At 40.1% G+C, this 24,778-nt stretch carries 23 protein-coding genes and 2 tRNA genes; 15 read left to right on the top strand and 10 right to left on the bottom strand.

Annotated features, from left to right (window positions below):
• Positions 1 to 75: 75 nt before the first annotated feature.
• On the top strand, positions 76 to 1,197 hold the full coding sequence (ald, locus tag LY624_RS09060; protein ID WP_130149970.1) for an alanine dehydrogenase: 1,122 nt from the start codon (positions 76 to 78) through the stop codon (positions 1,195 to 1,197).
• A 65-nt stretch (positions 1,198 to 1,262) separates the two neighbouring features.
• Here ald and pssA read toward each other — a convergent pair whose 3' ends face one another.
• Positions 1,263 to 2,588 (bottom strand): CDP-diacylglycerol--serine O-phosphatidyltransferase, encoded by a 1,326-nt coding sequence (pssA, locus tag LY624_RS09065; protein ID WP_130149971.1) that lies wholly within the window; start codon positions 2,586 to 2,588, stop codon positions 1,263 to 1,265.
• Positions 2,589 to 2,946: 358 nt separating this feature from the next.
• Here pssA and trxB point away from each other — a divergent pair, with 358 nt between their 5' ends.
• The 4 genes from trxB to infA all read left to right on the top strand — a co-directional run bounded on the left by trxB (position 2,947) and on the right by infA (position 5,723).
• The gene (gene trxB / locus LY624_RS09070) at positions 2,947 to 3,897 is read left to right on the top strand and encodes a thioredoxin-disulfide reductase (RefSeq protein WP_062569181.1); all 951 of its coding nucleotides are present in this window, start codon (positions 2,947 to 2,949) and stop codon (positions 3,895 to 3,897) included.
• A 103-nt stretch (positions 3,898 to 4,000) separates the two neighbouring features.
• A complete protein-coding gene (gene aat, locus LY624_RS09075) occupies positions 4,001 to 4,717 on the top strand; it encodes a leucyl/phenylalanyl-tRNA--protein transferase (protein ID WP_341802822.1) in 717 nt (238 codons plus the stop codon).
• Positions 4,710 to 5,414: an arginyltransferase gene (locus tag LY624_RS09080; protein ID WP_341802823.1), complete on the top strand. Its 705-nt coding sequence runs from the start codon at positions 4,710 to 4,712 to the stop codon at positions 5,412 to 5,414. The genes aat and LY624_RS09080 overlap by 8 nt, the downstream gene beginning before the upstream one ends.
• A 90-nt stretch (positions 5,415 to 5,504) precedes the next feature.
• Entirely contained in the window at positions 5,505 to 5,723 is a 219-nt protein-coding gene (gene infA, locus LY624_RS09085) for a translation initiation factor IF-1 (RefSeq protein WP_002962494.1), read from the top strand.
• A 161-nt stretch (positions 5,724 to 5,884) separates the two neighbouring features.
• On the opposite strand, the gene clpA is transcribed toward infA, so the two are convergent.
• The gene (clpA, locus tag LY624_RS09090) at positions 5,885 to 8,149 is read right to left on the bottom strand and encodes an ATP-dependent Clp protease ATP-binding subunit ClpA (RefSeq protein ID WP_130149974.1); all 2,265 of its coding nucleotides are present in this window, start codon (positions 8,147 to 8,149) and stop codon (positions 5,885 to 5,887) included.
• A 70-nt stretch (positions 8,150 to 8,219) separates the two neighbouring features.
• A complete protein-coding gene (clpS, locus tag LY624_RS09095) occupies positions 8,220 to 8,528 on the bottom strand; it encodes an ATP-dependent Clp protease adapter ClpS (protein ID WP_193988873.1) in 309 nt (102 codons plus the stop codon).
• Between the two features lie 209 nt (positions 8,529 to 8,737).
• Between clpS and cspD the strand changes: the two genes are divergently transcribed.
• Both cspD and LY624_RS09105 read left to right on the top strand, forming a co-directional pair.
• Positions 8,738 to 8,953, top strand: coding sequence for a cold shock domain-containing protein CspD (cspD, locus tag LY624_RS09100; protein ID WP_062569186.1), 216 nt, complete (start codon positions 8,738 to 8,740; stop codon positions 8,951 to 8,953).
• Positions 8,954 to 9,387: 434 nt separating this feature from the next.
• A complete protein-coding gene (locus LY624_RS09105; RefSeq protein ID WP_130149975.1) occupies positions 9,388 to 11,610 on the top strand; it encodes an NADP-dependent isocitrate dehydrogenase in 2,223 nt (740 codons plus the stop codon).
• Positions 11,611 to 11,701: 91 nt separating this feature from the next.
• On the opposite strand, the gene LY624_RS09110 is transcribed toward LY624_RS09105, so the two are convergent.
• The 3 genes from LY624_RS09110 to LY624_RS09120 form a co-directional block, all read right to left on the bottom strand.
• Positions 11,702 to 12,928, bottom strand: a complete 1,227-nt coding sequence (locus LY624_RS09110) for an amidohydrolase family protein (protein WP_341802824.1) — start codon at positions 12,926 to 12,928, stop codon at positions 11,702 to 11,704.
• 11 nt (positions 12,929 to 12,939) lie between these two features.
• On the bottom strand, positions 12,940 to 14,322 hold the full coding sequence (locus LY624_RS09115) for an amidohydrolase (RefSeq protein WP_237118487.1): 1,383 nt from the start codon (positions 14,320 to 14,322) through the stop codon (positions 12,940 to 12,942).
• A 112-nt stretch (positions 14,323 to 14,434) separates the two neighbouring features.
• Entirely contained in the window at positions 14,435 to 15,220 is a 786-nt protein-coding gene (locus LY624_RS09120) for a hypothetical protein (RefSeq protein WP_237118486.1), read from the bottom strand.
• 342 nt (positions 15,221 to 15,562) lie between these two features.
• Between LY624_RS09120 and LY624_RS09125 the strand changes: the two genes are divergently transcribed.
• Positions 15,563 to 15,922: a DUF3718 domain-containing protein gene (locus LY624_RS09125; RefSeq protein WP_237118485.1), complete on the top strand. Its 360-nt coding sequence runs from the start codon at positions 15,563 to 15,565 to the stop codon at positions 15,920 to 15,922.
• A 40-nt stretch (positions 15,923 to 15,962) separates the two neighbouring features.
• On the opposite strand, the gene LY624_RS09130 is transcribed toward LY624_RS09125, so the two are convergent.
• Complete coding sequence (locus tag LY624_RS09130) at positions 15,963 to 16,658, bottom strand: DUF445 domain-containing protein (RefSeq protein WP_341802825.1); 696 nt, start codon at positions 16,656 to 16,658, stop codon at positions 15,963 to 15,965.
• Between the two features lie 111 nt (positions 16,659 to 16,769).
• On the opposite strand from LY624_RS09130, the gene LY624_RS09135 reads away from it, so the two are divergent.
• Positions 16,770 to 17,630 (top strand): fructosamine kinase family protein, encoded by an 861-nt coding sequence (locus LY624_RS09135; protein ID WP_130149981.1) that lies wholly within the window; start codon positions 16,770 to 16,772, stop codon positions 17,628 to 17,630.
• A 214-nt stretch (positions 17,631 to 17,844) separates the two neighbouring features.
• A complete protein-coding gene (locus LY624_RS09140; protein ID WP_062569194.1) occupies positions 17,845 to 18,048 on the top strand; it encodes a CPXCG motif-containing cysteine-rich protein in 204 nt (67 codons plus the stop codon).
• On the opposite strand, the gene LY624_RS09145 is transcribed toward LY624_RS09140, so the two are convergent.
• On the bottom strand, positions 18,045 to 18,671 hold the full coding sequence (locus LY624_RS09145; protein ID WP_130149982.1) for a riboflavin synthase subunit alpha: 627 nt from the start codon (positions 18,669 to 18,671) through the stop codon (positions 18,045 to 18,047). The two genes, LY624_RS09140 and LY624_RS09145, sit on opposite strands and share 4 nt — an antisense overlap.
• 97 nt (positions 18,672 to 18,768) lie before the next feature.
• Here LY624_RS09145 and LY624_RS09150 point away from each other — a divergent pair, with 97 nt between their 5' ends.
• The 4 genes from LY624_RS09150 to LY624_RS09165 all read left to right on the top strand — a co-directional run bounded on the left by LY624_RS09150 (position 18,769) and on the right by LY624_RS09165 (position 21,511).
• Positions 18,769 to 20,124 (top strand): MATE family efflux transporter, encoded by a 1,356-nt coding sequence (locus LY624_RS09150; RefSeq protein ID WP_130150101.1) that lies wholly within the window; start codon positions 18,769 to 18,771, stop codon positions 20,122 to 20,124.
• A gap of 25 nt (positions 20,125 to 20,149) precedes the next feature.
• On the top strand, positions 20,150 to 21,121 hold the full coding sequence (locus LY624_RS09155; RefSeq protein WP_341802826.1) for a DUF3080 family protein: 972 nt from the start codon (positions 20,150 to 20,152) through the stop codon (positions 21,119 to 21,121).
• A 114-nt stretch (positions 21,122 to 21,235) separates the two neighbouring features.
• Positions 21,236 to 21,312: transfer RNA gene (locus LY624_RS09160), tRNA-Val, on the top strand.
• 122 nt (positions 21,313 to 21,434) lie between these two features.
• Positions 21,435 to 21,511, top strand: a tRNA-Val gene (locus LY624_RS09165).
• A gap of 569 nt (positions 21,512 to 22,080) precedes the next feature.
• Here LY624_RS09165 and LY624_RS09170 read toward each other — a convergent pair.
• On the bottom strand, positions 22,081 to 22,395 hold the full coding sequence (locus LY624_RS09170) for a DMT family transporter (protein ID WP_130149984.1): 315 nt from the start codon (positions 22,393 to 22,395) through the stop codon (positions 22,081 to 22,083).
• Positions 22,396 to 22,659: 264 nt separating this feature from the next.
• Here LY624_RS09170 and LY624_RS09175 point away from each other — a divergent pair, with 264 nt between their 5' ends.
• Positions 22,660 to 23,568, top strand: a complete 909-nt coding sequence (locus tag LY624_RS09175; RefSeq protein WP_341802827.1) for a substrate-binding periplasmic protein — start codon at positions 22,660 to 22,662, stop codon at positions 23,566 to 23,568.
• A 40-nt stretch (positions 23,569 to 23,608) separates the two neighbouring features.
• On the opposite strand, the gene prpF is transcribed toward LY624_RS09175, so the two are convergent.
• Positions 23,609 to 24,778: a 2-methylaconitate cis-trans isomerase PrpF gene (prpF, locus tag LY624_RS09180; protein WP_130149986.1), complete on the bottom strand. Its 1,170-nt coding sequence runs from the start codon at positions 24,776 to 24,778 to the stop codon at positions 23,609 to 23,611.

The raw sequence follows: 24,778 nt of genomic DNA on the forward strand, positions 1-24,778 counted from the left end.
AAAAAGGTGAGACACACTGCCTTGTCATGAATATAATAGTCGAAAATTTCATCCCGTTCTATTAAGGCGAAAATTATGATTATTGGTGTACCTAAAGAAATTAAAAACCATGAATACCGTGTAGGTATGGTTCCTGCGAGTGTTCGTGAATTAGTAAACCATGGCCACCAAGTGTTTGTTGAAACTGATGCAGGTATGGGCATTGGCTTCACTAATGAAGACTATGTTATTGCAGGCGCTGAAATTCTTCCTACAGCAGCAGACGTTTTTGCTAAAGCTGACATGATCGTTAAAGTAAAAGAGCCACAAGCTGTTGAGCGTGCGATGTTACGTGAAGACCAAATTCTATTTACTTATCTTCACTTGGCACCAGATCTTCCACAAACTGAAGACCTAGTTAAAAGTGGTGCTGTGTGTATCGCTTACGAAACAGTAACTGATGCACGTGGTGGTTTACCACTTCTTGCTCCTATGAGTGAAGTTGCTGGCCGTATGTCTATTCAAGCGGGTGCACAAGCGTTAGAGAAATCTAACCACGGTCGTGGTATGTTACTTGGTGGTGTACCAGGTGTTGAGCCAGCTAAAGTTGTTGTTATCGGCGGTGGCATGGTTGGTCGTAGTGCAGCGCAGATGGCTGTTGGCCTAGGTGCTAACGTTGTCGTACTTGATCGTAATATCGATGTACTTCGTGCTCTAGACGCGCAATTTGGTAATAAAGTACAAGCTATCTACTCTACTGCTGACGCGTTAGAAAAACACGTACTAGAAGCTGACCTTGTAATCGGTGGCGTATTAATCCCAGGTGCAGCTGCGCCTAAACTTGTAACTGCTGAGCACATTAAAGCAATGAAACCTGGTTCTGCAATCGTTGACGTTGCAATCGACCAAGGTGGTTGTATCGCAACATCTAAAGCAACAACTCACGCAGATCCTACATACATCGTTGATGACGTTGTTCACTACTGTGTTGCTAACATGCCAGGTGCTGTTCCACGTACTTCTACGTTCGCACTTAACAACGCGACATTACCATTTATCATCAACCTTGCTAACAAAGGCTACAAGAAAGCGCTTCTTGACGATGCACACTTCTTAAAAGGCTTAAACGTGATCAAAGGCCAAGTTACTTATAAAGAAGTAGCTGAAGCATTCAACATGGAATATGTTGACCCACGTACAGCGGTTGAAAATGCTTAATTAGCATTTTGGCACAAAAAAAGCAGCGAATTCGCTGCTTTTTTTATATCTGTTTATTACTGAGATTAAATAAACCGTTTGATTATAAAGTCGACCTTTACACGCTTAGCTTGCCCAAGTAACTTTTTAACTGGCAAAGGATAATCGTCCATTGTTTCTAAGTCCTGCGGCCCTGTCAGTCGACGACAGTGAGTTAAAATGGCTTTTTTCTCTTGCTCAATTTGTGGCAAGATTCGTTGCTCAGGATCATCAATTAAAATACCATTCTCGATATCTAATCCCCACGCACGAGGGTTTAGATTATGACCACTCAATAAATGAGTACGATTATCTCTGCAAATTCCCTTCAGATGAAAAGAATTGCTTTCATGCTTCCACAGATAGACATTTAAGTTGCCATTGACAATATGACGCTTTTGGGATTTTAAAAACTTATATAAAATCGTTTCATATAAATACGGTAATGCCCCAATTTTACTAAATGGCTCACTGGGTGGAAGATAAAAATCATTTGCCGTTTTATCGCCTACCACAATAGTCACTTGTTTACCTTGTTTTAATAATCGACGTAGCGATCGCAGTAACGGCGCAGGAAAATTAAAATAAGGTGTGTACAGAACTAACTCTTGCTCTGTCGTATCAAACAAAGACTTAATTAAGCGGTTTAGCTTATTACTACGGCGACCGAGGCCCAAAAATAGCCGAACCCCCAGTTGTGCTGAACTAGCTTCACTGGCACTGTTATAGCTGGCAGATTTAAGCTCTCTCATTAGCTGCTTTTGCGCAACTTTTATATCATTAAATTTTGTTAAGGGACGGCAGTCGAGACGCGGGACAGCTTCAGAACTAAGTAGGTACGTATGTATAAAATCAATAACCGAATTACATAAGCCTGCTTGATTAACAAGAAAATAACGGTCAAGGCGATATTTATCATCTTGTTGTAAGTACACGTTATTTAGGCTTGCTCCGCTGTAAAGCAAGGTGTCATCAATAACAAAACCCTTTAAATGTAGTACGCCAAATAGCTCTTTTGCCTTAACTGGCACACCATAAACTTGCACATTAGATTGAAACTCTTCGAGAAAGTCGCAATACATGCTGGCGTTACCCTCTGATTTTGCAGCGCCTATTAAACCTCGTTGCGCGCGATGAAAGTCTACCAACACCTTTATATCTAATTCGGGATTAGCCAAAGATGCTTCATGTAAAGCGCTTAGTATTTCACGTCCTGCTTCATCATCTTGCAAGTACAACGCAGTAATATAAATTCTTTTTGTCGCTGTGCGAATTAGTCGTAATAACTCACTGCGATATTCTTTTGCATTGGTTAAGACTTTTATATCTTCTGTAGTCAGCCCAAATGCGGGCTTTTCCTGCCAAAATACCATAGTTGCCTGTTCGGTTGTTTAGCTCTTGTGTGTAAGCTAATATCAAAATTAGCTAAAACATACCAAAAAAAAATTGCTTGGTCATGAATAAACGTACTTTGTTGGTGCAATACATTACTTTGTGATTATTTAATAACCAAAACCGAGCTCTAAACTCTACTAATAGAGTATTTACTTAATAAGTACGTACTGCTGGTTTGACTCGTATATTTGTTTATACATACTTTTTTAAGTAAGGATTATTTGACAGCTTTGCGATTTCTGCAAAAAAATAATCAGCCCTTTTGTTTACATCCGCCTTGTTTTTCTTAGAATCGGGCGCATTAACAATCGTATTAAAACGTATTTAGGAAAAACCATGACGAACGCAAAACATTGTAAACTTCTCATTTTAGGCTCAGGCCCTGCTGGTTACACCGCAGCTGTTTACGCTGCCCGTGCCAACCTTAATCCGGTTCTTATTACTGGCATTCAACAAGGTGGACAATTAACAACCACCACAGAAGTTGAAAACTGGCCTGGTGATGCTCATGGTCTAACGGGTCCTGCGTTAATGGATCGAATGAAAGAACATGCTGAGCGCTTTGAAACAGAAATTGTTTTTGATCATATTAACAAAGTAGATGTATCTAAACGCCCTTTCACATTAACTGGTGACTCTGGTACGTATACCTGTGACGCGCTTATCATTGCAACAGGTGCTTCTGCAAAATACTTAGGCTTAGAGTCTGAAACAAACTTCCAAGGCCGCGGTGTTTCAGCGTGTGCAACCTGTGATGGTTTCTTTTATCGCGGTCAAAAGGTAGCAGTTGTTGGTGGTGGTAATACGGCTGTTGAAGAGGCGTTATACTTATCTAATATTGCAGAAGAAGTTCATGTAATTCACCGTCGTGATAGTTTCCGCAGTGAAAAAATCTTATCAGATCGCTTAAAAGAGAAAGCACAGAACGGTAATGTAGTTTTACATTATAACCGTACTTTAGACGAAGTATTAGGCGATGAAATGGGTGTGACAGGTATCCGTATCAAGGCTACAGATTCACAAGAAACAGAAAACCTTGATCTTGCTGGTGTATTTATCGCAATTGGTCACAAACCAAATACCGACATGTTTGAAGGTCAGCTTGAAATGAAAGACGGCTATTTAGTTGTTGAATCTGGCTTAAACGGTAACGCAACACAAACAAGCGTCCCGGGCGTGTTTGCTGCAGGCGATGTGTCTGATCACATTTACCGTCAAGCAATCACATCAGCTGGTACTGGCTGTATGGCAGCACTTGATGCAGAGCGTTTCTTAGATAACCTATAATTTTGTTAATCTAACACAACAAATTTAGGGGCTGTTACCAACAGCCCCTTTTTTATAACTAAGATTTTGTTAAAATTAAGCTAAATAACAACGATAACGCAATATGATCAAGCAACTATACCAACTCTCAGCCGAGGGTGTTGATTTTCCAAATCCTGAATTTGCGCTTGACGAGCCAGATGGCTTATTAGCTATTGGTGGCGATTTATCCGTTGAACGCATCAAAAATGCTTACAAACATGGTGTCTTTCCATGGTTTAGTGATTATGAGCCGATTATGTGGTGGTCGCCTAGCATGCGTGGTGTTATCGAGTTGGACGAATTTCACGTGAGCCGAAGTTTGAAAAAACATTTGAAGCGCACTCCTGTTCGCGTCACGGTCAACCAGGCGTTTTCACATGTTATTAATGCCTGTCGAGAGCAGCGCTTAGATGCCGAAGGTACGTGGATCACTGAAAAAATGATGCATGCCTACATCGAAGCACATCATCAAGGTGTCGCGCATAGCCTTGAAATTTGGCAAGATGACCATTTGGTCGCTGGCCTTTATGGCATTATGCAAAACGGTATATTTTGTGGCGAATCAATGTTTCATCATACATCCAATGGTTCGAAGTTAGCTATGTGGGCGCTTGTCAATTGGTTAAAAAAACATAATGCACATTTTATTGATTGCCAACTTGAAAATCCCTACCTGATAACGCTAGGTGCAAAAGTTATCCCGCGGACTGAATTTTTAACTAGACTTAAACTAGCCCAACAATACGTACCAACATCGCACATGTGGCAACCGCAAGAGTTGATAAATATTTATGACTGAGCATTTACCCACTAGGCTAGGTTTGAGCCAGCAATTTGATTGTAGTTATTTACCAAACCGACAAGAACAACTGTTAGTTATTCTTGATCCAAGCTGTTACTGCGCTGAGAAGTTTGAACAACTACTCGCGCTAGGATTTAGGCGCAGTGGCGATCAAATTTATCGACCGCACTGTCCAGCGTGCAATGCATGTAATTCGATAAGGGTGCTTGCACAGACGTTTCAACCCTCAAAATCACAAAAACGTAAATTAAACAAAGCGCAAAAAGTATTCACTGTTAATTACAGTGAGTATGAACGAGCAGACTATTACCCTCTTTACTGCAAATACATAACGCAGCGCCATCAAGATGGTTCAATGTACCCACCAGAACAAAATCAGTACGAAAGTTTTTTATTCTGTCAGTGGTTACCTATCACATTTATTGAGCTACGTGATGGAGATAAACTTGTTGCAGTTGCTGTTACTGATAATATGGATAATGCCGTCTCTGCTATTTATACGTTTTTTGACCCTGACTACGAATCGTACAGCCTCGGCAGTGTAATGATCATGCACCAAATAGAATTTGCAAAGCAACAACAAAAACAATTTGTCTACTTAGGCTATCAAATAGACGAATGTAATAAAATGAAATATAAAACCCAATTTTTGCCAGCACAAAAGCACATTGGCGATCAGTGGTTGGCGATTTAATTTACAAAATTAAGCCCTGTAGCTTTACTTATTGCTGTATTTTCGGCAAAATCTGCAGCGTTTAACTATTAAAGAGGTGTTACGCTAAACATGGCGAAAGAAGACGTAATCGAAATGCAAGGGACAGTCCTTGATACTTTACCAAATACGATGTTCCGAGTTGAGCTAGAAAATGGTCACGTTGTTGTGGCTCATATCTCTGGTAAAATGCGCAAAAACTACATCCGCATCTTAACTGGCGACAAAGTAACCGTAGAAATGACTCCTTACGATTTATCGAAAGGTCGCATCGTATTCCGTGCTCGCTAGTGCGTTAACGAGAGATTTAGCTTTTTGCTGCTTTGAATGAGCAGATGTGTTTATTACAAAGAGCTAAAAGCGTTTGTTAAATGGTGTTAAAACTAGTCTTAGTTTTAATTCCATTTAATAAACAAAAAGCCCAGCATTTGCTGGGCTTTTTGTTGCCTGTTTTAGGCTGTTTCTAAGCTTGTTTCATATTCAAAGTGAATTTTCTTATCCTTCACGGAGACTTTTACAGAGCCCCCATCTGATAACTCACCGAATAATATTTCATTAGCGAGTGGCTTTTTAAGCTCCTCTTGGATAACGCGAGCCATAGGACGCGCACCCATTGCTTTATCGTAGCCTTTATCAGCTAACAGCTCTCGTGCTTTAGAAGTCAGCTCCAAATTAACCGATTTTTTATCAAGTTGTGCTTGTAATTCAACAATAAACTTATCAACCACTTGTAGGATCACCTCTTTTTCAAGGTGGTTGAACCAAATAATATTATCTAAACGATTTCTAAATTCTGGTGAAAATACCTTGTTAATTTCACTCATTGCATCGTGTGAATGATCTTGCTCAGTAAAACCTATTGACTTACGCACAGTCTCTTGCACACCTGCATTCGTCGTCATCACCAACACAACATTTCTGAAATCAGCTTTGCGGCCGTTATTATCAGTCAATGTACCGTGATCCATAACTTGTAATAAGATGTTGTAAATATCAGGGTGTGCTTTTTCGATTTCATCAAGGAGCACCACGGCATGCGGGTTTTTGATAACCGCTTCAGTCAATAGACCGCCTTGCTCAAAACCAACATAACCTGGAGGCGCACCAATTAAGCGGCTGACTGCATGACGCTCAACATACTCAGACATATCAAAGCGAATAAATTCAACGCCCATACACTTAGCAAGTTGTTTAGTCACCTCTGTTTTACCAACCCCTGTAGGACCTGCAAATAAGAACGAGCCCACTGGTTTATCTTCATTTGCAAGGCCTGAACGTGATAATCGAATTGCAGACGTGAGCGCGTCAATTGACTGGTCTTGCCCAAACACTAACATTTTTAAGTTACGGTCAAGGTTTTTCAGCGTTTCTTTATCACTTGAAGACACGCTTTGCTGTGGAATACGCGCCATTTTCGATACGATCAGTTCAATATCGGATACGCCAATCGTTTTCTTACGTTTTGATATAGGCTGTAAGCGCTGATTGGCCCCTGCCTCATCAATAACATCAATCGCTTTGTCTGGTAAGTGGCGTTCATTAATATATTTAGCACTTAGCTCTGCAGCTGCTTTAAGTGCTTTTTGTGTATAGCGAATGCCATGATGTTCTTCATAACGCTCTTTCAAACCATTGAGAATCTTAGTGGTGTCTGAAACACTTGGCTCAAGAACATCAATTTTTTGAAAACGACGTACTAGTGCACGATCTTTTTCAAAGATATTTTTAAACTCGTTATAAGTGGTAGAGCCCATGCAACGCAATTTACCACTTGAAAGTAGCGGTTTAATTAGGTTAGAAGCATCCATTACACCACCTGATGCCGCTCCAGCGCCGATGATGGTGTGAATCTCATCGATAAATAGAATAGACCCAGGTTTTGCTTGCAGCTCTTTGAGCAGTGATTTAAAGCGTTTCTCAAAATCACCACGGTATTTTGTACCGGCCAGTAATGCACCCATATCAAGCGAATAAACAACTGCATCAGCAATCACTTCAGGTACTTCTTTGTTGACAATACGATAAGCAAGGCCTTCTGCAATGGCCGTTTTACCTACCCCAGCTTCACCAACAAGCAGCGGGTTATTTTTCTTACGACGACATAAAACTTGAACAGTACGCTCAACTTCACTGTCTCGCCCAACCAGTGGATCAATGTTGCCATCAATCGCTTGTTGGTTAAGATTTGTTGTAAAGTTCTCGAGCTTAGTCGGCTCTTCACCTTGAACTTCTTGTACCTCTTCATGGATATCATCATGGTCTTCACCGCCAATTTCATCATCGGCTTTGGAAATGCCATGAGAGATAAAGTTGACAATATCAAGACGATTTACATCCGCTTTTTTCAGTAAATAGACGGCTTGGCTTTCTTGCTCAGAAAAGATAGCCACCAGCACGTTGACGCCAGTAACTTCATTTTTACCTGATGATTGTACATGGAATACAGCACGTTGCAGAACACGCTGAAAACCTAACGTTGGTTGTGTTTCACGGTCTTCTTCTAAATCAGGAATAACAGGCGTCGTTTCATCGATAAATTCAGATAACTCGACTTTTAAAGTGCCCATATCTACGCCACACGCATTGAGCGCTTCTCCAGCAGAAGGGTTATCGAGCAGCGCAAGTAAAAGGTGCTCGACGGTCATAAATTCATGGCGGCGTGTTCTCGCTTCGCGAAACGCCGCATTTAAGGTTAGTTCTAAGTCTTTGTTTAGCATTGGCAACCCCTTACTGAGATAATATTTATATACCGTTGTGATGGGCTAAATGTTCACCCTACCTTGGTATTTATTCCTGCTCACAACTACATAGCAGTGGATGCTCGTTATCGCGTGCGTAACGATTAACTTGCTCAGCTTTGGTATGTGCAACATCGGCGCTATAAACACCGCAAATTGCTTTACCATTATGATGAACCTGAAGCATCACATCTGTTGCTCTTTCGCTATCCATATTAAAAAACGTCATTAGTACTTCTATCACAAAGTCCATAGGCGTGTAATCATCATTATTCAAAATGACTTTATATTTTCGCGGTGGTTGCAGCTTTTGCTTCTCACTATCGCGAACCGTTTCAATAACACCAGAATCTTTCATGCCACTCATAATTAAATATAGTCTTGTCTTTAGAACTCAAGCAAACTTGAATAAAAAAATAAATAAATTGTTAAAAAATAGTTCAAAACACTTGACTGATTGACTAAATAAACTACAGTCAAAGATAGATTGATTAAACCTTAGTCAGTCTAGCAAATTACACGGTTTAGAATAACTAAATTAGTCAACTTATAGAAGGATGTAGAAGTATGGCTTGTGGAAAAGTCAAATGGTTCAACAATGCCAAAGGTTTTGGCTTCATCGTAGAAGACGGCAGCGAGACTGATATATTCGCTCATTACTCAACGATTGTAATGGACGGTTATAAAACACTTAAAGCTGGTCAAGATGTAACATTCGAATTGCAACAAGGTCCAAAAGGGTTACACGCAACGAATATTGCCCCTAATGATGAGCTCTCTTAGGTAAAACCTGTTCGAGTACCAAGCGAGCGACCTTGTTAAGATCCTCGCTTACTTCCCTCCCCTAATGTTTCTGATATGACCTTGAAAATCTATTTTTCAACCCCACTTCTACTTTTATTAATAGCTGTTTGACGACAAAATTGTTGAATTGTTATTAGCCCTTTAGAGTCAAGCTTGTTACACTCTTGTTGCTTAAATTTAGCGATTTAGTCAATTTTGACTAAGGCTAATGGCTAATTTTATTTTGTCAGCTGTTAAGCTAAAAAACCTTACAGTCTGTCAGTTGTAACTATTTTGATAGCCAATATTAAGTAGTAACACCTAACAGACTGATTGCTATTTTATAGCAGTAAATTTGCATTGTTGAATATGGCTAATTAAGGGTGGCTGTTCACAGCTTAACCAACCATTACGCCAACTATCTAGGAATGATGATGACATCAAAAATTATCTATACTAAAACAGATGAAGCGCCAGCATTGGCAACATATTCATTGTTACCAATTATCCAAGCTTACACTAACGCAGCTGGTGTTGAAGTTGAGACGCGTGACATTTCATTAGCGGGCCGTGTAATTGCTAACTTCCCAGAATACCTAACTGAAGAGCAACGCATTAATGATGCCCTTGCTGAATTAGGAGAAATGGCTAAAACGCCTGAAGCAAACATTATCAAGCTTCCAAACATCAGTGCGTCAATTCCACAACTACGTGCAGTAATCAAAGAGCTACAAGAAAAAGGCTATGCCCTGCCTGACTATCCTTCTGAGCCAAAAACAGACGAAGAGAAAAAAGTTAAAGCAACTTACGACAAAATTAAAGGCAGTGCTGTAAACCCTGTACTTCGTGAAGGTAACTCAGACCGTCGTGCTCCAGGTTCAGTAAAAGAGTACGCGCGTAACAATCCACACTCAATGGGTGCATGGAGCAAAGATTCTCAATCTTACGTTGCAAGCATGGAAGACGGTGACTTCTTTGGTTCTGAGCAATCAGTAACGGTTGCACAAGCAACTGACGTACGAATCGAGCACGTTGCTGAGAATGGTGACATCACAGTTCTTAAAGCAAGCACACCATTACTCGCGGGTGAAGTAATTGATGCTTCTCGCATGAGTGCTGCTAAGCTTCAAGCTTTCCTTGCAAAAGAAATTCAAGCAGCAAAAGATAAAGGTGTGCTGTTCTCGTTGCACATGAAAGCAACGATGATGAAAGTGTCTGACCCAATCATCTTCGGTCACGCTGTAAAAGTATTCTTTAAAGACGTATTCACAAAACACGCTGCTCTTTTCAAAGAACTAGATGTTGACGTAAACAACGGTTTTGGCGATGTTTTCTCTAAAATTGAAAGTTTAGATGCTGCTAAAAAAGCAGAAATCGAAGCTGATATCCAAGCAGTTTATGACAACAACCCAGCTATTGCGATGGTTGACTCTGACCGTGGTATCACTAACCTTCATGTTCCAAGTGATGTGATCATTGATGCGTCAATGCCTGCTGCAATTCGTTCAAGCGGTCAAATGTGGAACAGCGAAGGCAAATTACAAGACACGAGCTTTGTCATTCCAGATCGTTGTTACTCAGGTGTTTACCAAGCAACTATCGACTTCTGTAAAGAACACGGTGCATTCGATCCAACAACAATGGGTAGCGTGCCTAATGTTGGCTTAATGGCTCAAAAAGCCGAAGAATACGGTTCACATGATAAAACGTTTGAAGTAGCGGCTGCAGGTACTATCCGTGTAGTAGACAGCGCTGGTACAACTTTACTTGAGCACGCTGTTGAGCAAGGCGATATCTGGCGTATGTGTCAGGTGAAAGATGCACCAATTCAAGATTGGGTTAAACTTGCTGTTAACCGCGCTCGTGCAACAGGCACACCGGCTGTTTTCTGGTTAGACGAAAACCGCGCACACGATGCACAGTTAATTAAAAAAGTGAATGCATATTTACCAAACCATGATACTGATGGTTTAGACATTCGTATTCTTGCGCCACTAGAAGCAACTCAATTCTCATTAGAGCGCATTAAAGAAGGTAAAGACACAATTTCTGTTACAGGTAACGTTTTACGTGATTACCTAACTGACTTATTCCCAATTCTTGAGCTTGGTACCAGTGCGAAAATGCTGTCTATCGTACCTCTTATGAATGGTGGTGGTTTATTCGAAACAGGTGCAGGTGGTTCAGCGCCTAAGCACGTTCAACAATTCGAAAAAGAAAACCACTTACGTTGGGATTCATTAGGTGAATTCTTAGCGCTTGCTGCTTCTTTAGAGCACCTAGCGGTAAATAGTGGTAACAAAAAAGCACAAGTTCTTGCTGATACGCTAGATAAAGCAACAGGTACTTTCCTTGCTGAAAACAAATCACCTTCGCGTAAAGTGAAAGAGATTGATAACCGTGGTTCACACTTCTTCCTATCATTATTCTGGGCACAAGAGCTTGCTGCACAAAATGATGACGCAGAACTAAAATCACAGTTCACACAAATTGCCGCAGATCTTGAGTCTCAAAAAGACCAAATCGTTACTGAATTAAACGATGCGCAAGGCCCAGCGATGAATGTGGGTGGTTATTATCAGCCAAATGACGATGCGGCATTCAAAGCAATGCGTCCAAGCACGACATTTAATGATATTTTAGCTAAGTTAGTTTAGTTTTAATCTGTTATAAGGTGCTTGATAAGCGCCTTTAACTGATATGAAAAAGGCCGCATTTGCGGCCTTTTTAGTTTGTTAGCTAATGCGCTTATTTTGTATAAGCTCGAGGCATAACTGAATCTGTTGTGTAACGCTCACGTAGTTTGTCTTGACGTGCTTCGGTAGAAACCTCTTCACCATTGATCCACATTTTGCTCACGTGTGAATTAAGCTCAAAAGGATCGGCAGACCACATAACTAGATTGGCACGTTTACCTGTTGCAACAGCACCTGAATTAAGCCCAAATACATCGGCAATGTTACTCGTTACAGCACTCAGAGCCCCCTGTTGAGTCATACCATAAGATACAGCGTTACCTGCATCAAAGCGTAATTGGTATACGTTATGGCTTGAGTCACCGGCAACACCAATAATCACTTTAACACCGGCTTTTTCAAGCTTACCTGCGTTAGCAAGGTTTGCATGTAATGAGTCAAAGCTACCTGGTAAGTTAGCCATTGAACTGATGATCACAGGCACGTCAGCCTTTGCTAGTGCATCAGCAACTACAACAGCATCATCACCGCCATGAATCACTAAATTAATACCATAGGTTTCTTTTAGCTTAACAAGTGAATAAATGTCTGATGCGCGTTGAACACTCGCAATCAGAGGCATGTCACCAGCAAGCACTGCGGCTAGCACTTTTTGCTCTGTAGAAGGCGCTTTTTTATCATCTTTTTTAGCTGACTTTTCACCTTCAAGCTTGTCGATAAGTGTTTTCATTGACATCGCACGAGAGCCCTTGCTCTTTTCACCTAGGTGAACAACAAGTGCAACTTGCTTTTTATTAACACTTTCAAAACTACCCGATAAATCAACCACAGATGCAAGGCCAGCAAAGATACTTTCACCGCCGTTAGGGACAATTACATCTTGAGTAATGCCACCCTTTCGGGCGTAAGGAATTAAGCTACTACGTGGGTTAAACGCAAGACTTGGATCAAAATCGATAGTTGCTTTGTCATCACTACCATCACGTGAGCCTGCAACAGCTCCCACCTCAACTAAGCCAAGTTGGTTCATTGTGCCGATAAAGCCTGCAGTTACGATTTGGCCTTTTGCATCAATAGTTGTGTCTGCGTTAATAGATGTCGGGTTAATTGCAACAATTTTGCCATCTTCAAAAACAACGCTTGCGCCTTCTAGCACACCTTGCTCTGTTGAAGTGTGTAGTGTTGCATTTACAATTGCCACAGATGCAGCACTTGCTGTCGCAGAAAATAAGCCAGCAGCAACAAGTGACAGCTTTAATGATTTAGTTAATTTTGTCATCAATGTTACTCCTATTTTTGACCTAGCATGAAATCACTTTGTGCTTGGTATTTATCATCGTTACGATCATAAACTTTGGCACCATCGATAAATACTTGCTCAGCTTTTGCGTACACACTAAATGGGTTTTGATTCCAGATAACAACATCAGCTTGTTTACCCGATTCAAGAGAACCTGTTTTATCATCAATACCCAGCGATTTAGCCGCATTTGAGGTGATCCACTTAATTGCATGTTGTTCAGAAATGTCATAACCAACATCGTTTGCACGATACATAACTTTCCCAGCTTCTTGGTTTAGACGTTGAATGGTTGTATCTGAATCAGAGTGAACAACAGCGCATGAATTTTTAACTGCGTCGACAATTGCAACGTTCTCTTGAACCATGTCATAGGCTTCCATCTTAAAACCCCACCAATCTGGCCAAAGTGCTGCACAGTTACCATTTTCTGCTAGTAAATCAGCTATTTTGTATGCTTCAACACCGTGGTGGAAAGTACCTGAGTGATAGCCAAACTCTTTGCCAAGGTCAATCATCATGGCCATTTCTTCTGCTTTATAGCAATGGTTATGAATGAGTATATCGCCCTCAAGTACACCTGCTAGGGTATCTAGCTTAATGTCACGATGTGGTACTTCTGGGTTCTTACCCGCGTCATAATCACTGTCGTATTTATCCCATTGGCGTTTATATTCAGCAGCTTCAATCCATGCGGTACGATACCCTGCCATATTCCCCATACGCGTTGATGGTAGAACACCTTTGCTGCCATAAACACGTTTCGGGTTTTCACCACACGCCATTTTTAAACCATAGGGTGCATCAGGAAATTTCATACCTTGCATTGTATGCGAAGGAACATTTTTAAGGGTTACACCACGACCACCAATCAAGTTTGCTGAGCCTGGTAGAATTTGTAATGACGTAATACCGCCCTCACGAGCACGATTAAAACCTGGGTCTTGTGGCCATACAGAATGCTCAACCCACACCTCTGCAGTCACAGGGCTGGTCATTTCATTACCATCTTGGTGAGATGCCACCGATGGAGTTGGATAAGCCCCTAAATGTGAGTGCACGTCAATAATCCCAGGTGTTACCCATTTACCTTGTGCATCGATTGTTGTATCAGCTTGAACACTTAACCCCTTACCAACTTGTTGTACTTTGCCGTCAACAAAATAGACATCAGCCTCGTCTAAACGCTCGCCGGTACCTGTTAATACAGTCGCATTAGTGATAAGGGTACTCGTTGAAGTAAGTGGCTGATAAGTGCTTGGATATGGGTTTTTATTAATTGAGACTCTAGGGTCTTGTGGGCCATTATCTTGACAGCCGGCTAACGCGACACCAAGCGCCATGACCAACAAGGATGGTGCAAATTTTTGCATTCTTACGTTCCTCTTTTTTATTATTTAATTACTTTAACTAATTGTTAATTTTAATGCGAGTAAACGAGGCCAGTGACCAATATACAAGATGAATAACTAGCCTCACAGAGCACTATTTCTTTATGTAATTGTTATATAGCTGCTCTAACGCACCTTCGGTAGTTAAGCTCGGATCTTTGTTGATAAAATGTTTCACTGTTCGTGTAACAAAATCAGAGTTTTGTTTGTGTTGCTTAGCAAAACTTTTTATTAACGTATCTGCGTCACTGGCAGCGGTTACTCTGTCATGGCGATGCCTGTATTGGCCTAAAGCGCGGTTAAAATCACCGTTATAATCTTCTACCACCAGCTTATAAAATTCACTTCGATCGACACCAAGATCATTAATGCAATAATTGAGTGCGTCTTTAAAGTCATAAAATGTCTTACCTTGCACATCAAATTCTGCACGTTTTTCGCGTACAGTGACACTGGCATCTTCAGTCGCATAACTATAACCTTGAAAAGCTAAACGCTCAGCCGCCTCTGCACCTAACTTCATACCGGCCCGAATACTATGAACAAACTCATCACTCATATCATCAAGTTCACTTTCATGCCACATATGGAAAATGCGTAGTGCCTTAGCGTATTTCGTTGTTATTTTCTTTTTCACTTTTATAAAACGTGCATCAATGGTGAGGACACGTTCATTATGCAGTAACGCAAAGCATTCATAACAGGCTGGAATAGAGATAAACTCAGCGTCCTCTCCTAGATCAACAATACTTTGCAGCATATGCAGTGGCGGACAATAATCACGCTCAGTTGCTTCACAGCCGCAGTAGAAACACTGATTAAAGTGTTTTGAGTTTACTGCATAAGCTTGTTGATAATAGCCAGATAGTTTTTTAGTCACTTATTCTCCTCACGTTTTAATAGGCGTTGTAAAACTGATTTAGCGCTAGTGTAAATACTCAAATGTAAGTACGAAGTTAAAACCATAAATTAAACCCAACGCCATTTCGCTTTTTCAATTCAAAGGCAAAAATACTTTTCGTTAATTGTGTCAAAAGTAATACTTAATATACTAACTTTTCAATGGGTTAGTTTAATTTATACATATCTTCATACTTACTTACATCTTATCGATTTTCATTAACAGCAACCAGATAAAGATAAGTTAATAATTAAGATGTTCTAACCAAATGGGATAAGCATTCAAACCATTTAATCGCTAAGACATCAACCGGAGAGAAATATGAATACGTTAACAACAACACTTGGTACAGCTCTTATTATTGGCTCATCTGTGATTACTTTTGATACAAATGCAGCGCAATTTGTAGCAGCAGATGATTCACCTGGCACGCAAACGTGTATGGCAATTGCCTCAAACAATCGTTTAGATCTTGTGCATAAAATGCGAGACTTAGGCATCAATAAGCGTGTAATTTCAGACAAGCTTCTATGTAATAATATGTCTACTGCAAAATTTGCGAGTATTTATGGTTTCAATAAGACAGCAAAGTATCTAAAATTAGAATCAACCCAAACAAGTATTCATGACTTGGCAAAAACAGCTGATGATACTGTTATTGTCATTGCTGGTTCTAAGTAAAGCCACTTAGCAACAGGTTTTATATGCCTGTTGCTAACCTTTAAATAAGTGCTGCTAGCAAGCCAAATAAGCCACCAAAAACGCCACCCCAAATCACTAACCAGCCTAAATGCTCTTTAATCATTGTTTGAATAATATTTTTTACCATTGTGGGTGTAAGCTCATTTAAGCGATCATCAACTAGCGCCTCAACTGTCGTATGTAATGAGCTGCCAATATGCGAACTTGCAAAAAGCTTGTCATCTAAAATAGCTTTAAACTCGTCGCTGTGTGAAATGTCAATTACCGCCTCTTTCATTTTCACGATAAACGGCTCACGCATCGGCTCTAAAGCCTGTCGGCCACCGAACATTCCTAGCATACTGCCAAATTGAGAAGCTTCAATCACTTCGATTAATGAGTCATAAGCGGGGCTCAGATTCACGTCTGCTATCACTGGCTCAAGGTCAATATTGGGCTTTGCCATTGCCATTACTTGATCAATTTTTTGCTCAGTAAAGAACTCTGTCATAACCAAGTTTTTAATCGCCACTTTAAACGATTCAAATTTAATTGTTATAACACCCGAACCATATAAAAAAGGGACCTTTTCAAACAACATGTGAATTGCAACCCAGTTTGTTATTGCGCCAGACAAGGCAAACAAACCCACTGATAAAACAATTTCATTGTCTAGCAAGAAGCCCAACAATACTAAAATCGCAGCGACAAGATTAGTCACAAGACTTTTGTTCATTCAATTCCCCAGAAAATCTTATTAATCTTGATAATATTAACGCTATGAGTTTGTTAATTCATCGTCTTTTTGCCATAGTTTAGTTAGATGGTCAAAAGGTGAGCAAAACCTATGTGGAATTCAGTGAATGAGCAAATTAGCCAAGCAATGCACTTTGACTTTAAACATACCTTTAAACGCCAATTACAATCACCTAGTAACGATAAATATTTTGAGCTTGCCAATGATTCACACCGTTACTTTGTAAAAGTTGCACATGTCAGTGAGTTAGATCGCCTTGAATGTGAAGCATTTAACCTTAAACTTCTTACCCAAGAGAGCCTGTTTATGGTTCCCGACTGCATCACAGTTGGCAGTAATATCGAATTTTCTTTCATTGTGCTTGAGTGGCTTGAACATGACAAACAACCGCATGATTGTTGGCACATTATGGGCGAGCACTTAGCAACTCTACATAAAAAACACACACAAGCCATGTTTGGTTATGACAACGACAATTTTTTAGGTCCGACAGTGCAACCAAATAGGTGGCATAAAAAATGGGATGTATTTTTTGCTGAGGAGCGCATCGGTTGGCAGCTTCAGTTGCTGCATGAAAAAGGCATAGAACTCGTTAATCAAGATATGTTTATTGCTTTTATAAAGGACATGTTACACGGTCATCTAGTCGAGCCATCTTTGTTACATGGTGACTTTTGGCGCAGAAACATGGGATTCATTCATGCTGTTCCAAGTATTTACAACCCTGCCTGTTATTATGGTGATCGGGAATGCGATATTGCCATGAGTGAGTTATTTGCCCCACTCCCAGACGCATTCTACAGTGCATACGATAGCCAATACCCACTACAAAATGGTTATCAGCAACGCAAACAAATTTATCAACTTTACCCTATTTTAAATAATGCGAATATTTTTGCTGGTCACTATCTGACTGAAGCTAAACAACAAATTAATTTACTCCTTAAATAATCTCCATGCCGCTGTAAAGCAAATGTCATAAATGCAAAATCAGAACTATAATTTGCCTTAGAACATGTTCAAATACAGGTGCTAGCCACTTGTTTATTAGCTGGCTAGTAAGTTATATCAATCGTATTAAATATAAATTCATTTTTGATGGGTTAGAGTTTAATAAAGATTGCAATTTAACTAATTCAGGCATGCCTGATTAAGGTAAAAGCTGATGAAAAATCATTTCACACAACGTATTTCATGCCCTCATTGTGGTCACCATATTCATGTTGCACTAGATGCCAGTGATGGTGACCAAGATTACTACGAGGATTGCAGTGCGTGCTGCAACCCTATTCACTTGAATATGCATATAGATTACGCACAGAACAAACTAGAGTTGCATGTTGATAGTGATGATGAACAAATTTTTTAATTTGCTTGCCGAGCTAAGTAGTTCTCAACTGTGTTGATGATAGTGTAAGTTTGTTGATCAACTTCAATATTGAGCCTGTCACCAACACTATATCTATCTAGGTTTGTTATAGCGAGAGTCTCTGGGATTAGGTGCAACCAAAAGCCCTTTTCATCGACCTCTCCTACCGTAAGACTTGCGCCATTTACACTCACAAAACCCTTATATAGAACATACTTTTGCCAAGTATTTTCTATTGCTAACTGAATTTTGCAGTTATCTTGTGTATGTGTAATTGCTAAAATTTCCGCCATGGTATGGATATGCCCAGACACAATATGGCCACCGAGTTCTGTGCCAAATGTTACAGAACGTTCAAAGTTAACCATATCATTTACTTTTAAAAGGCCTAAATTGGTTAACTTAAGGGTTTCATCTATTACATCGAAACTAATTATGGTGTTTTCTTGTGATATCTTTTCAAACTTTACAACCGTTAAACAACACCCATTGATAGCAATACTTGCACCAATTGCTAGGTTATTAGCATAAGCGTCCTTAACGTTTAAAGTGAGCCTTAAAACACCTTCTTGAGTCGCTATATGTTCAACTAGCGCTTGGGTCTGCACAATTCCGGTAAACATAGATATACCTTCTTTTCTTCACTAAATAAGTAACAGCGATTTTTATTGATCTATGAATAGATTACAATGGCTGCCTGTTTATTTAGTCGTGTATTTTATGTCTTTTTGTAGTTGGGAAGCCAAACGGTTAATTTCTCTAGCCATCCCTGTATTTTTGGCACAAGTTACCCTTATTTTGATGACGGTGGTGGACACTATTATGGCAGGGCAAGTTAGTGCAACTGATCTCGCTGCATTGTCTATCGCTACAGGTATTTGGAACCCACTAATGCTTGCATTACAGGGAATTCTATTAGCACTAACAGGGATTATTGCTCAATTTGCTGGCTCCAACGATAAACAAGGGATCAGCCATTATTTTCAACAAGGCTTATATTTAGCGCTGGTATTGAGTGTTATTGGACTAGGACTTGCAAGCCTTGCCGACATAGTGCTGGTTCAGTTAAATACATCACCAGCGATTTTAACCCTTTCAGAGCAATACATTTATTTTGTTAAGTGGGGGATTTTTGGCTTTTTACTATTTAGCGTATATCGGAATATAACCGAAGGTATGGGCATGACTAAGCCTGCATTTTATATCAGCTTAATTGGCTTAGCAGTGAATATTCCGGCTAATTATATATTTATTCACGGAAAGTTTGGTTTTGATGCCTATGGCGGTGCAGGTTGTGGTATTGCGACCGCCCTAGTGTTCAGCGCAATGGCGTTAACACAAGTTATATACTGCCACTTCAGTCAAAAAATTAACGCCAAATCTTTATTAGCAAACTTTGCCTTACCTAAAGTAACGACTATGTGGACAATTACAAAAGTGGGTATTCCAATTTCTTTAGCAACTTTTTTTGAAGTAACTCTATTTGCATGTATCCCTTTATTCATAGCGCATCTAGGAGCCGTTGCTGTAGCGGGCCACCAAATTGCTGCCAGTGTCACAACATTGTTATTCATGATGCCGCTGAGCTTATCTATTGCGATTAGTATTCGTATTGGAAACCTATTTGGCCAAAAGCATTACGAACAACTTAAAAATGCAGTTAAAACCAGCTATATTTTAGCCGCAATAATTGCCTTTATATTAGCCACTGTCACTTTTTTTGCACGTGATGTGATAAGTCAATTATATTCTGATAATCCTGAAGTACTCGCTCTTGCTTCATCAATCATGGTGCTTGCTTGTATCTATCAATTACCCGATGCACTACAGGTATCAGCTAATGGTATTTTGCGAGGATTAAAATACACTGCCCCTATTGGTTATATTACCTTTGTGTCATACTGGTTGATCGGCTTTGCTCTTGGCTACGTACTTGCTCGTACAGATTTAATAGTATCAGCAATGGGCCCACACGGCTTTTGGATTGGAATTATTGTAGGTTTAAGTGCTGCGGCTATTATGTTGATGCTTACAGTACATTGGCGATTTAACCATGCACCTTTTAAACATACCTAAAACTTTTTTGAAGCTCACTGTTATTATGGTGAGCTTCCTTGTCGTTGCTTGTTCTGAGTCTTCGGGAGAACTTAATCAAACCTATGCACAGCGGCTACACAATGTTCTTAAATTTAACGATTTTGAGTTAAAAAAGCCGACTACTTTCCCTGTTCAACATGACAAAATTGACGCACATAATAATACGACCATTGGCATGCTTGAGCTTGCCCAACTGCGTCAATGTAAACTCGCGATTCTAATCGCTGAGCACAATAACCAACTTGGCAAAACCGCTTCAGCTGCAAATATATTGAAATACCAATTAGATTTTTTACAAAGTGCAAATACTTGCTTAGCAACCCTTGATCAAAATGATGAGCTTTATAAAAAAATAGCATTTACAGCAGAGCAAAAAACAATCGCCCTACCTACTTTTTTTCAAGCTATGCTCAACAACGAACCAGAATTTAAACAAACTTGGCAGCTAACATCTGTGCATCTTGCAGAAGATACCGCTGGTTTTACTGAGACAGAACAGGCGATGAAAGAATTTGCCAAACTTGCTGAGCAGATAAATTCAGGTAATGTAAAAAATGTAGATACTGAGTCAATTGTTAAAAACTTACAGGTTTTGAACCAGTTCAATTACAATAAACTTTTAATATCAGCAGCAAGAACACAGATTAGTTATAATAACCAACTAACAAAACTTTTAACTCAGTTTTCAAGTAACGAGTTATGCCCTCTCAATAAAAATAAACAAAAAGCACGCACATTAAGTAATATCTTCAAAAAGTTTTATTTGCAGCAATTACAGCCCTATCAATCATTTTTGACAGGTAAGTTAGAAGCCCTACAGCCACTCTACTTACAAGTGTGGGGTGATACCTCAATGCATCGTTATGTATCTGCTTCTGGCGAACATGCTATTTTAGAGCAGCTAAAGCAATCAGCGAAAAGCCACGTACAATGGTGGCAAAACTTTTATAAAGAGTGTGAAATTAGCCCGTTATGAATAAAAAAACAGCACTTAACACAAAAATAGCTAATCCTGCTTGATTCACACAACTAGTCGCTATATATTAGCCTCCGTTGTTTAGCCAAACAAACAACAATTTTATATCAAAATACAACCGTAGCTCAGTTGGTTAGAGCACTACCTTGACATGGTAGGGGTCGGTGGTTCGAATCCACTCGGTTGTACCAAGATATAGGTATAACCAAAGGAAAAAGCACTACCACTCTTAATGGCCCAGTCCAAAGGTCGGTGGTTCGAATCCACTCAGTTGTACCAAAACATTTAATCCTCTTCAGAATTAAATGCCTGTACGACCGTAGCTCAGTTGGTTAGAGCGCTACCTTGACATGGTAGAGGTCGGTGGTTCGAATCCACTCGGTCGTACCAATTCTCTATTTAAGCGGTTTCTCCTAAAAATAAATAATTAGCTCAGTTGGTTAGAGCGCTACCACTCTCTATGACCCGTACCAAAGTCGGTGGTTCGAATCCACTCGGTCGTACCAATTCTCTATTTAAGCGGTTTCTCCTAAAAATAAATAATTAGCTCAGTTGGTTAGAGCGCTACCACTCTCTATGACCCGTACCAAAGTCGGTGGTTCGAATCCACTCGGTCGTACCAATTTATTCAAATTCTCATAATTTTATCGAGCTAAAATCAACATTATACAGTTGTAGCTCAGTTGGTTAGAGCACTACCGCTCTCTATGACCCACGCCAAATTCGGTGGTTCGAATCCACTCGGTCGTACCAATACTCTATTTCAGAGTCTTCATCTAAAAAATAATTAGCTCAGTTGGTTAGAGCGCTACCACTCTCTATGACCCGTACCAAAGTCGGTGGTTCGAATCCACTCGGTCGTACCAATTCTCCATTTCAGAGTGTTCATCTAAGAATAAATAATTAAGAGCACTGAATTTACAGTACTCTTTGATACTTAAAACCGAATTGAGCTTATACTAGCTGGCAACTTTAAGCCCGATGATACCCATTGCAATAAATAAGAGGCTAAGCACTTTTAGTAAGCTTACTCCCTCACCTAGCAATGTCATTCCTATGAGAGCTGAACCAATTACGCCAATACCCACCCAAACAGCATAGGCTAAACTTAAGGGCAAAGATTTAAGAGCCAAACTCAAGCAATAAAAGCTTGCAGACATAGTGAGGAGTGTTAAAAAAGAAACAAGTGGTTTGCTAAAGCCATTTGATTGCTTTAAGCCGTATGCCCAAGCAACTTCCAATAAGCCTGCAATAATAAGTAAGAACCAATTCATGGTCGACCTCTTTAGTATAGGGTCGTCCCCGAAATAAAATTAACATCATAAGGTCGTCCTCATGACGCGCCATCACAAAAAACGCGACGACCATTGCAAATTATCACATGGAAATATCTAAGGCAAATAATTCGAAAGTAATGCCTCCAGCCATGACTTGTGATCTAACGGAGCCAGAACTTCGTTATATTTTATTACAAATACAGTGTTGAAGACTAATCAAAAAGGGCTAAGCTTAACTTAAAAAAAGAAGCTTAATAAACTATGAAAGTACTTGCTGTTATTATATTTATCTTTTCGTATCAAGCATTCGCTGGACTTACTCCTATTACTTACCAACTCGATGGCAAAGAAGTTACTGAAAATGCTGTACGCTATAAAGATGGTTATGGTTACAACTTAGGTGCTAAAAAAACGCTTCGATTAGTAACCTTGGATTGGCCACCTTATATTGATGAAAACCTATGTAACAAAGGCTGGCTCTACCAATTTACGGTTCAATCTTTACTTAAAAAAGGTTATGGTGTCTATATTGGCTTTTACCCATGGGCTCGCGCTGTTAGAGAAGCCGAATTAGGAAAAGCCGATATCTTATTCCCTGAATATCTCATTGAAGACGATGTAATATCTGACAACTTTCTCAACCAAACTCGCAATAGTCTGTTAGCTTTAAGTCAACCAATGCCAGGTGGGGACTTATCTTTTGTAACTTTAAAAGGTAACTCGATTACATTCAATGGTGACCTTAAATCAATCAAGGAGCATGTTATAGGTGTAGTCCGTGCTTATAAAAACACCAAAAAACTTGATACGATGATCGACAACAAAGAGCTTGATACCATCGTCGCTAATAATGAATACCAACTTATTCATTTATTACTCAGCAATCGTGTCAGCCTTATTGTTGCAGACCTAGAGGTATTAAAAGCAAGCGTATTTAAATCAGAGCTATCTAACAGTGATAAGCAAAGAATTATAGAATCTCTAGTTGCTATAGAGCCAAGCCTAGAATACAAACCACTTTATTATTCTGTTAGCAAAGCAAGCCCAAATTGGAAAAGTACCTTAAAAGATCTCAATGATGAAATAAACACCATGCATAAAAGCGGCAAGTTTGACGAGTTCATCGAAGGAATGAAACAACAGTGCTACGGATTAGAAAAAGCGGCGTAACCGCCGCTTTATTTTGATAATATCAGTACGCGATTGAGTACTACTCAGGCACTCTAACCCAGCCTTCCATCAAAACACGCGCACTTCGGCTCATACTCGCTTTTGTTACTTGCCAATTACCATCAACAAGTGTTGCAGCAGCGCCCACTTTTAAAGTGCCAGATGGATGACCAAAGTTTACCTCTTGTCGCTCACCACCGCCTGCAGCAAGGTTTACCAAAGTACCAGGAATAGCAGCTGCAGTACCTATTGCAACCGCAGCGGTGCCCATCATGGCATGGTGCAATTTACCCATCGACATAGCACGTACCACTAAATCAATTTCTGTATCACTGACAACTTTTCCGCTTGATGCATGATACGTTTTAGCTGGTGCTACCCAAGCTACTTTTGGCGTATGTTGACGTGCTTTTGCTTCATCAATATGAGAGATTAGCCCCATTTTCAACGCCCCGTAGGCACGAATCGTTTCTAACTTTTCAAGTGCCGATGCATCACCATTTATGGCTTCTTGCAGCTCTGTACCATCGTAGCCAACTTCACTGGCGTTAATGAAAACTGTCGGAATACCCGCATTGATCATCGTCGCTGACAACATACCAATACCCGGCACTTCTAGCTCATCGACTAAGTTACCTGTTGGGAATAAGGCCCCTTCGCCATCTGCTGGCTCCATAAATTCAAGTTTTACTTCAGCGGCAGGAAAGGTCACGCCATCAAGCTCAAAATCACCGGTTTCTTGCACTTCGCCGTTAGTAATTGGCACATGTACTATAATGGTTTTACTTATGTTTACTTGCCAAACTTTAACTTCGACAACGCCGTTGTCTGGAATTTTGCTGGCATCAACAAGACCATTCGACACAGCAAAGGCCCCGACTGCTGAAGTTAAATTGCCACAGTTACCACTCCAATCAACAAACGCTTTATCGATAGCCACTTGACCAAACAAATAATCAACATCGTGATCTGCTTTAGCGCTTTTCGATAAAATCACCGTCTTACTGGTGCTCGAGGTTGCACCGCCCATACCATCAGTTTGTTTTTGGTAAGGATCGGGACTGCCAATCACACGTAATAACAGGTTATCTCTCGCCTCACCTGCCACTTGGGCAGGCTCAGGTAAATCAGTTAAGTTAAAGAACACCCCTTTACTGGTGCCGCCACGCATATAGGTCGCTGGCACCTTAATTTGTGGTTTAAATGCCAT

Origin of the sequence: Pseudoalteromonas sp. N1230-9, assembly GCF_032716425.1 — a bacterium.
Classification (GTDB): domain Bacteria; phylum Pseudomonadota; class Gammaproteobacteria; order Enterobacterales; family Alteromonadaceae; genus Pseudoalteromonas.

Excerpts from the sequence above, each read along its gene's own strand:
- ald (WP_130149970.1), top strand. The coding sequence starts at position 76 with ATGATTATTGGTGTACCTAAAGAAATTAAAAACCATGAATACCGTGTA.
- pssA (WP_130149971.1), bottom strand. The coding sequence starts at position 2,588 with ATGGTATTTTGGCAGGAAAAGCCCGCATTTGGGCTGACTACAGAAGAT.
- trxB (WP_062569181.1), top strand. The coding sequence starts at position 2,947 with ATGACGAACGCAAAACATTGTAAACTTCTCATTTTAGGCTCAGGCCCT.
- aat (WP_341802822.1), top strand. The coding sequence starts at position 4,001 with ATGATCAAGCAACTATACCAACTCTCAGCCGAGGGTGTTGATTTTCCA.
- LY624_RS09080 (WP_341802823.1), top strand. The coding sequence starts at position 4,710 with ATGACTGAGCATTTACCCACTAGGCTAGGTTTGAGCCAGCAATTTGAT.
- infA (WP_002962494.1), top strand. The coding sequence starts at position 5,505 with ATGGCGAAAGAAGACGTAATCGAAATGCAAGGGACAGTCCTTGATACT.
- clpA (WP_130149974.1), bottom strand. The coding sequence starts at position 8,149 with ATGCTAAACAAAGACTTAGAACTAACCTTAAATGCGGCGTTTCGCGAA.
- clpS (WP_193988873.1), bottom strand. The coding sequence starts at position 8,528 with ATGAAAGATTCTGGTGTTATTGAAACGGTTCGCGATAGTGAGAAGCAA.
- cspD (WP_062569186.1), top strand. The coding sequence starts at position 8,738 with ATGGCTTGTGGAAAAGTCAAATGGTTCAACAATGCCAAAGGTTTTGGC.
- LY624_RS09105 (WP_130149975.1), top strand. The coding sequence starts at position 9,388 with ATGACATCAAAAATTATCTATACTAAAACAGATGAAGCGCCAGCATTG.
- LY624_RS09110 (WP_341802824.1), bottom strand. The coding sequence starts at position 12,928 with ATGACAAAATTAACTAAATCATTAAAGCTGTCACTTGTTGCTGCTGGC.
- LY624_RS09115 (WP_237118487.1), bottom strand. The coding sequence starts at position 14,322 with ATGCAAAAATTTGCACCATCCTTGTTGGTCATGGCGCTTGGTGTCGCG.
- LY624_RS09125 (WP_237118485.1), top strand. The coding sequence starts at position 15,563 with ATGAATACGTTAACAACAACACTTGGTACAGCTCTTATTATTGGCTCA.
- LY624_RS09130 (WP_341802825.1), bottom strand. The coding sequence starts at position 16,658 with ATGAACAAAAGTCTTGTGACTAATCTTGTCGCTGCGATTTTAGTATTG.
- LY624_RS09135 (WP_130149981.1), top strand. The coding sequence starts at position 16,770 with ATGTGGAATTCAGTGAATGAGCAAATTAGCCAAGCAATGCACTTTGAC.
- LY624_RS09140 (WP_062569194.1), top strand. The coding sequence starts at position 17,845 with ATGAAAAATCATTTCACACAACGTATTTCATGCCCTCATTGTGGTCAC.
- LY624_RS09145 (WP_130149982.1), bottom strand. The coding sequence starts at position 18,671 with ATGTTTACCGGAATTGTGCAGACCCAAGCGCTAGTTGAACATATAGCG.
- LY624_RS09150 (WP_130150101.1), top strand. The coding sequence starts at position 18,769 with ATGTCTTTTTGTAGTTGGGAAGCCAAACGGTTAATTTCTCTAGCCATC.
- LY624_RS09155 (WP_341802826.1), top strand. The coding sequence starts at position 20,150 with ATGGTGAGCTTCCTTGTCGTTGCTTGTTCTGAGTCTTCGGGAGAACTT.
- LY624_RS09170 (WP_130149984.1), bottom strand. The coding sequence starts at position 22,395 with ATGAATTGGTTCTTACTTATTATTGCAGGCTTATTGGAAGTTGCTTGG.
- LY624_RS09175 (WP_341802827.1), top strand. The coding sequence starts at position 22,660 with ATGAAAGTACTTGCTGTTATTATATTTATCTTTTCGTATCAAGCATTC.
- prpF (WP_130149986.1), bottom strand. The coding sequence starts at position 24,778 with ATGGCATTTAAACCACAAATTAAGGTGCCAGCGACCTATATGCGTGGC.